This is a genomic window from Telmatospirillum siberiense (genome assembly GCF_002845745.1).
Lineage (GTDB): Bacteria > Pseudomonadota > Alphaproteobacteria > Rhodospirillales > Magnetospirillaceae > Telmatospirillum > Telmatospirillum siberiense.
Genome location: NZ_PIUM01000017.1, coordinates 107,547 through 115,211, shown reverse-complemented (window position 1 = coordinate 115,211; position 7,665 = coordinate 107,547). Strand labels below are relative to the sequence as shown.

5 protein-coding genes are annotated in these 7,665 nt (G+C 66.9%); all 5 read right to left on the bottom strand.

From position 1 onward, the window contains the following. Positions 1-458: 458 nt before the first annotated feature. The 5 genes from CWS72_RS15100 to CWS72_RS15080 all read right to left on the bottom strand — a co-directional run bounded on the left by CWS72_RS15100 (position 459) and on the right by CWS72_RS15080 (position 7,660). On the bottom strand, positions 459-995 hold the full coding sequence (locus tag CWS72_RS15100) for a DUF4410 domain-containing protein (RefSeq protein ID WP_146002765.1): 537 nt from the start codon (positions 993-995) through the stop codon (positions 459-461). An 82-nt stretch (positions 996-1,077) separates the two neighbouring features. Then, positions 1,078-3,123: a hypothetical protein gene (locus CWS72_RS15095; RefSeq protein ID WP_101251445.1), complete on the bottom strand. Its 2,046-nt coding sequence runs from the start codon at positions 3,121-3,123 to the stop codon at positions 1,078-1,080. Next, the gene (locus tag CWS72_RS15090; RefSeq protein WP_101251444.1) at positions 3,120-5,822 is read right to left on the bottom strand and encodes a DUF4159 domain-containing protein; all 2,703 of its coding nucleotides are present in this window, start codon (positions 5,820-5,822) and stop codon (positions 3,120-3,122) included. Before CWS72_RS15090 ends, CWS72_RS15095 begins: the two co-directional genes overlap by 4 nt. A gap of 3 nt (positions 5,823-5,825) precedes the next feature. Then, positions 5,826-6,692, bottom strand: a complete 867-nt coding sequence (locus tag CWS72_RS15085) for a DUF58 domain-containing protein (protein WP_101251443.1) — start codon at positions 6,690-6,692, stop codon at positions 5,826-5,828. After that, positions 6,692-7,660, bottom strand: a complete 969-nt coding sequence (locus tag CWS72_RS15080; RefSeq protein ID WP_420824068.1) for an AAA family ATPase — start codon at positions 7,658-7,660, stop codon at positions 6,692-6,694. Before CWS72_RS15080 ends, CWS72_RS15085 begins: the two co-directional genes overlap by 1 nt. Positions 7,661-7,665: the final 5 nt, after the last annotated feature.

Genomic DNA, 7,665 nt, shown 5'->3' with positions numbered 1-7,665 from the left:
ACGAGCACAACAAAAATTCAAAGCCATTCGTTTGGACAAAGCCGGCCGACGTCATCCTTGCAAAACTTCAGCGCCTGCCCGTTGTATCTTCTGTTTGAGTCAATGCACTAGTACCCCGACACAGAGGGTTTGACAGGGTGATCGCGGTTGGTTTCCCGTCATTGCGAACCTAAAGGCTAAGCAATCTTTCAGTGGCACCGGCGTCCCTGCCCATATGCGCTAGCATAAGAAAAATCTCCCCTCGCCCCTTGCGGGAGAGGGGACGAGCGAAGCGAGTTGGGTGAGGGGACTTACGCGCGGGAGCGCGGAAAAAGTGTGCAGGAACGGACAAGTCTTTATGTCGCGCCGACGCTAAGTCCTCACCCGCTCGCTTACGCTCGCCGCCCTCTCCCACAAGGGGCGAGGGAGAGAAGACTATGAAAGCCCGCCGACCAAGCCGGCGGGCACGTGGAATTCAATCAGTGCCGGTATTGCCGCACATAGTTGCACGCATTGTCGGAGAGACGAGACAGCATGGCATTGTCTTGCGCGCCAAAGGTCCATGCGCCGCTCATTGCCGCCGCCTTCGCATAGAACACCGGTTGCGCGATAATCTCGTTGCTGTTGGCATCCGTGAACTTGACCTGCATAAGAACTGCCGAGCTGCCGGCCAATGCGCCGAAGAATATACGCTGCGCCGTGGAGACCTTCTTGCCGTCGACGATGGCGGGCTCGATCAGCACCGTGGGCTTTTCGGTGTCCGGTGCCGCCGGGTTGTAGGTCGTACCGGCAAAGGCGTCCGCCATGCACTTGTCCAGATCCTTCTGGACGTTGGCCACCGCCTTATCGGGAAAGTCGTTCTCGGACGCCGTGCTGGTAAGGGGCCGGATAATGACCTGAGTGAATTTATCGAACGGCGTCTTTGGCGCAGTTATGGTGTCGTCCTGATCATGGATATGTGTCGTGCATCCGGCCAGGAGTAAAATACCGGCCACAACATAGATTGCTTTCTTCATTTCCCCGTCCCCAATATGGATAGCCGCCACCAAGCATCGGATGGCGAATCGACTGCGCTTTCGCGCCCGAAACTTCCGCCCCTTACCGTCCCTCCCGCCACCAGGCGACGATCAGTCCGCCCAGGGACAGGACCAGCAGCAGCCAATCGGGCAGCAACGGACTGTCATGAACGGCGGTAACGATCTTATCGCCATTGGCACGGAAGCCGAACCACCCCGAACCGGCCGTCCGTGCCTGCGGCGCGACCATGCGCAGATCCGGAACGCCGTCGGCGATCCATCGCCAACCGCCCCCCGACGCCTCGACCACGGGCTTGAGCTTATCGGGCGTCGCCCGCAGCTCCGACATTTCGACGGGATTGAGCAGGCCCGCGCCGCTCAAGGCGACACGCTGGCCGTCGTCGATCCGCCACAGGCCGGGCTGGTCGATGACCATCTCCCCCGTGCTCCGTCCGTCGCCCTGGTCCGCCAGATGCAGCTTGCGCTGCCCGCCATCGGGCGCCGTCACCGTGACGTCGATATCGCCCTTGGCAAGGCTGCGCCGCTGAACATGCATGCGCTCGCCACGGATATCGGCGGTCAATTGTTCCTCTTCCAGCTCTGGTTCCTTCATCAACCAATGAGCCAGGCGCCGGGTCAGTTCCACCTGCGGTCCGCCCCCGTCCCAACCGCGCGCCCACAGCCACACCGTGTCGCTCATCAGTTCGGCCACCCGGCCGTCGCCGACACGGTCGAGCATCAGAAGCGGCAATCCTTGAGGACCGCTCATCACCGTGACGCCCTCGGCCTTCGGCCGGCTGGCGATCACGCGCAGCCATCGCCCCCAGTGCGGCGGCTCGCTTTCCGAGCCGCTCAGATCGGCCGTCACCGGATGCCGGCGGCCGACGTCGGTCAGTTCCGGCAGGAACGGCTCCTCGACCACCCGTCCGTCGGGAACCGCCGGCAGAATGTCGGCGAGTGGGGTGTTGTAAGGCGAATCGGGTTTGACGAACTCCGGTCCGGCCGCCACCAGCAGGGCCCCGCCCCCCTTCACATAATTGACGATGTTCAGGTAATAGGCGGGAGGCAGCACGGTACGCCGCCGGTACCGATCGAAGATGATCAGATCGAAGCCGTGCAGCTTTTCCTCGAACAGTTCGCGGACCGGGAAGGCGATCAGCGCCAATTCGCGCAAAGGCGTGCGATCGTCCTTCTCGGGCGGCCGCAGGATGGTGAAATGCACAAGGTCGACCGACGGGTCCGCCTTCAACAGGTTCCGCCATGTCCGTTCTCCGGCATGCGGTTCGCCCGAGATCAGCAAGACCCTCAGGCGATCGCGCACGCCACTGATGGAAACCGCCGCCCGATTGTTGACCGGGGTCAGCTCGTCCGGCGCCACCGCCGCTTCCATCTCGACGATGTTGGGGCCGGCATGCTCGACCGGCACCTCGACCGTCGTCGAACGGTTGAGCGGCACCGTAACGTGCGAGGCCGCCCCGCCGTCGCGGCGGATCGCGACATCGGCGCTGCCGGCCTGTCCCGGATCCTCGATGCGGAAGGACAAGGTCGCGCTCGTTCCGACGATGGCGAACCCGGGCGCCTTTTCGACGACCAGCCGACGATCCCGCTCGCCCGGATGTCCCGCCAGCAGCAGATGCAATGGGACGCCCGTGTCCGCCTTAGCCGGAATGTCGTGGATCTGCCCGTCCGAGATCACCACCACACCGGCCAGCCGCCGCCGGGGCACGTCGGCCAGCGCCCGATCAAGGGCGCCGAACAACCGCGTTCCCTCGTCACGTCCGGCAGCCGGACGGAAATGTTCGATCCGCACAGCCAAATGGGGCAGCGCCTTCAGACGCTCCTGCACCTCGGCCAGCGCCCGTTCGCTCTGCTGGTGTCGATCTCCGACGGCCATGCTGGCACTGTCGTCGACCATCACCACCGCGATGTCGTCCTGGGCCGTCGCCTCTTCCCGGGTCAGGCGCGGATTGGCCAAGGCCAGAAGAACCGCCGCCAGGGGAATCAGCCGCCACCAGGCGCGCAGACCGCCGCGCCAGCCCCAGGCCGACAGGGCGAGCCCGAGAAACGCCACGCCGGCCAAGACCCAGACCGGAAGAATCGGCGCGAACAGAAGATGGGGCAGGATCATCGCTTCAACCGTTCCAGAATGGCCGGCAGATGAACCTGATCGGCCTTATAGGAGCCGGTCAGCGCATACATCACCAGATTGACGCCGAAGCGATAGGCCATCTCCCGCTGCTGCTCGCCGCCCGGAACCACGGCGTGGATCGGCGTGCCGCGCCGATCGACCGCCCAGGCCCCCGCCCAGTCGTTCGCCCCGATGATCACCGGAGAGACGTTATCGTTGGCCGGGTCGCCGCCATCCTGGGCGTAGACCGGCGCCCCCTCGGTCCGCCCCGGCAGGTCCCGCAGCAGATAGAAGGAACGGGTCAGCACATGCTCCTCGGTTACCGCCGCCAACGCCGGAATGTCGAGGCCCGAAGTCAGACGGCGCAACTTGTCGGAGCCGCCGTCCCCGCGATCCTGGGTGTCGAACAGGATCAGCCCGCCATGCCGCATGAAATCGTTGACCTTCTCCCGCGCGGCGGAACTCAACGGCCCCTGCCCCCCCGTCACCGGCCAGTAGAGCAGGGGAAAAACCATCAGGGCATCGCGGCCGATGTCCACGCCGACGGGCTCGCCCAGGGAGGCGGTGGTTCGCCGTTCGAGAACGTGGGAGAGGCCGGACAGGCCGGCGCGGCTCGTCTCGTCGACCTGGGCATCCCCGGTCACCACATAGGCCAGCCGGGTCTGCAATGCCGCCTGCAGATCGATGTCCATGCCCTGGCCGGAGGCGGCCCGGGCGTCGCCCCCGCCGGGCGCCGGCATGGCGCAAGCCATGAAAACGGCGAGCATGGCCGCCGCCCCCTTGCGCGGAAACCGGCCGCGAAGAGCCAACACGGCCAACAGATCGAGCAGCAGGAGAAACAGCACGGCGAAAAGCAGGAACGGTTGCAGATCGCGCTCCAAGGGGGCCGCGCCAAGCGCCGTGACCTTCGCCCCCGCGGGAAGGCTCAAGGCCTGCATCGGACCGATGTCTGTGGCCAGGTTGACCGCGCGACGGCCGCCTTCGTCGCCATAATATCCGGGCGGATGCCGCGGACCGACGGACGGCGGCGCGGCGTTCGCCGGAATTGCCTCGACCGTTCCACCCGGCGCCCCCAATTGACCGAAGCCGTCGAGCACTTCGGCCGGAGCCAGCGGATGGTCGACGATACCGCCGGCAAAGCCCTGCGAAAGATCGAGAAGGCGCTGCAGCATTTGCGGAAACAGACCGGACAAGCCGAGATCGCCCCAGGCGGGACCGACCGTGGTGTGAATCAGCACGAGCCAGCCCTTGCCGAGCGGAGCGCCGGTGACCAGCGGCGTCCCATCCTCCAATCGGGCCCAGGTGTGATCGTTGAGGTCGGGACCGGGTTCGGCCAGAAGCTGAGTGCCGATCTTCAGATCCTTCGGCACCGGCAATCCGCTGAACGGACCGTTGTCCGGCATCGGGGCCAAGGTCATCGGCTGGGTCCAGCTCATCGCCCCGCCCAGCATGCGTCCACCGCCGCGCAGGCGCACCGGCAACAGATCGTCCGGATTGCGCGCCAGATTGGGGCCGGCCAGCCGCAGCAGCACGCCGCCCTGCTCGACCCAGGCGCGCAGGGCGCGCGCATCCTCCTCGCCCATGACTCCGGCATCCGGCATGATGGCGAGCGACAGGCTGCGCCCCAGCAACTCCGCCACCTTTCCCCGCCGCACATCGGCCACCGATGACAGCGCCCGCTCGGCATAGAACAGATCGTCGAGCAAAGGCGAGGTCGAACGGCCGGCGCTGTCGTCGATCAGCCCGACCGGCCGGCGGCGCCAACGGTCGTCGAGCAGGGCCACCGCCCCCGCCGTCGCCTCGCCTTCGATCTCGATGCGCGAGGTCCGATTGCGCAACTCGGCCGGCATCGACAGAACCACGTCCCTGTCGCCCTCGCCCGCCGCGAAGCCGGCCTGCTCCACGGCCAGGGTCCGCCCGGCGTCGTCGACGGCCCGCACGCTCACCGTGGCCGGCGAGGCGGCGGGCAGGCGGCGCAGACGGGAGGTCAGATCCTTGCCGTCGGCCCGGGGGGGAAGCAACAGCTTGGCCACCGCGTCCCGGGGGGCTTCCATCACCTCCAGCCCGCCCATCCGGCGCAACAGGGCCCCGAAAGCCGCGCTTTGCCCGTCAGCCAGCCCATCGGCGAGCCAGACCACCCGCATCGAGCCGTTTCCGGGAACATCGGCCAGCGCCTTGCCCGCCGCCTGACGATCGACCGGCCAAGGCAGCGGCGCCAGCGCCTGAACCACGCCCTGCGCCTCGCCGGCGGGCAGCAGACGGCTTGCCGCAAGCGGCGATCCGTCGGCCGGCGGCGCGGTGGTCAGCACGACGACGGGCCGTCCGGCATGCGCCGCCTCGCCGACCAACCGATCCATGGCGGCACGCCGTTGCGGCCACAATTTGGCCGCGGCCCATCCGTTGTCGACCACCAGCAGCAACGGCCCGCCGCCGCGCACCGGAGCCGTCCCGAGAATGGGATGAGCCGCGGCGGTAATCGCCGCGACCGCCAGAACCATGCGCAACAGCAGAAGCCACAGGGGAGTCCGCGCCACCGAGCGTTCCGGCGTAGTCAATCCGATGAGAAGACGCAAGGCCGGAAAAGCCTGCCGCCGGGGAGACGGAGGGATGGCCCGCAGCAACCACCACAGCGCCGGAAGCAGTCCGAAAGCCGCCAAAGCCCAGGGCACGCCGAAGGAAAGCGAACCGAACGCCCACATGGCCTAACGCCTCGCCAACGCGTTGTGCAAGGCGATCACGGCGGCCCCCGGTTCCTCGTCCGTGCGATGATCGAGCAGCGTCCAGCCCATTGCCCCCGTCAGCTCCCGCAAGGCGGCCCTATGTGCCGCCAGCCGCGCCGCATAGGCTTCGCGCAACGCCTCGGCGCGCGGCACCTCCACATCCCCCTCGCCCTCCAGACCGGAAAAGCGGACACGACCTTGATAGGGAAGATCAATTTCGGCGGGATCGAGAAGATGGACCAGATGTCCCTGCACGCCGGCATCGGCCCATCGCCGCAATTGCGCCTCCAGACGCTCCGGCGGCATCAGGAAGTCGGATAGCAGCAGGACGTGCGCGCGGCGTGCCACCGGAACATCGGGCAGAGCGCCCTCGCCGGCGGAGGCGAGCATGTCGCCGGCCATCGCCGGCAACAGGGCCGTTCCGGTTCCGGGCGCCTCGCCGCCCCCCAAAAGACCGACCCTTTCCCCCCCCTGCAACAACAGCAAGGCCACGACCAGGGCCAGCAGCGCCGCACGGCGGTGTTTTTCCGGAAGATCGGAACGCGAGCGCCAGCGCATCGAGGGCGATGGATCGGGCCACACCCAGACCGTCTGCGCCGCCGCCCATTCGGTCTCGCGCACATAGAGGGGATCGGATTTCGCCGACTGTCGCCAATCGATGGCCGTCGCCGGATCACCCGGCTGATATCGGCGGAACTGCCAAAAATTCTCGCCGGGCCCGCTGCGCCGGCGGCCGTGGGCCCCTTGCGTGACATTCGCCGCCACCCGGTCCACCGCGATCAGCAGTGCCGGCAGCGAGGCGGCCAGGGTCTCCGCCTCGAGTTGCAAGCCGCGAACGTCCTCGACCATCAGCGAACCGTGGCGAGCAGGGCTTCGATCACATCGGTGATCCGGACGCCCTCGGCCCGGGCGGCAAATCCCAAGGCCATGCGATGCTGCAAGATCGGTCTGGCCAGCGCCGCCACATCCTCCACCGAGGGCGCCAGACGCCCATCGATCAGCGCCCGCGCCCGCACCGCCAGCATCAGGGCCTGGGCGGCACGCGGCCCCGGTCCCCAGGCGACGTGACGCCGGACGATCTCAAGGGGGCTTTCGGCCGGCCGGCCGGCCCGTACCAGCGTCAGGATCGCCGAGACCACGCTTTCGCCGACGGGCACCCGGCGAACCAGTTGTTGCGCCGCGATCAGTTCCGCCGCGTCGAAGACCGCGACGGGCTTGTCCTCCTCGGCGCCGGTGGTGGCCAGCAGCATATGCCGCTCGGCCTCCAGATCGGGATAATCGACGTCGATCTGCATCAGGAAACGATCGAGCTGCGCCTCGGGCAGCGGATAGGTGCCTTCCTGTTCAAGCGGGTTCTGCGTCGCCAGCACATGAAACGGCTGAGGCAGATCGTGATATTGACCCGCGATGCTGACCTTGTGTTCCTGCATGGCCTGCAACAGCGCCGATTGGGTGCGCGGACTGGCGCGGTTGATCTCGTCGGCCATGAGAAGCTGACAGAACACCGGCCCATTGATGAAGCGGAAGGACCGGGAACCGCTTTCAGCCTCCTCCAGAACCTCGGACCCCAGAATGTCGGCGGGCATCAGGTCGGGAGTGAACTGCACGCGTTTGGCATCGAGGCCGAAAACGGTGCCCAGCGTCTGGACCAGACGCGTCTTGGCCAACCCCGGAACGCCGATCAACAGGGCGTGCCCGCCCGCCAGCAACGTGATAATGCTGTCGTCGACCACCTTGGCCTGACCGAAGATCACACGAGCGATGACTTCGCGTGCTTCCGCCAATCGGCTATTGAGGCTTTCGACCTCACCCACCACTTTAG

Coding starts and splice junctions, on each gene's coding strand:
- CWS72_RS15085 (WP_101251443.1), bottom strand. CDS start 6,692: ATGGTCGAGGACGTTCGCGGCTTGCAACTCGAGGCGGAGACCCTGGCC.
- CWS72_RS15100 (WP_146002765.1), bottom strand. CDS start 995: ATGAAGAAAGCAATCTATGTTGTGGCCGGTATTTTACTCCTGGCCGGA.
- CWS72_RS15095 (WP_101251445.1), bottom strand. CDS start 3,123: ATGATCCTGCCCCATCTTCTGTTCGCGCCGATTCTTCCGGTCTGGGTC.
- CWS72_RS15090 (WP_101251444.1), bottom strand. CDS start 5,822: ATGTGGGCGTTCGGTTCGCTTTCCTTCGGCGTGCCCTGGGCTTTGGCG.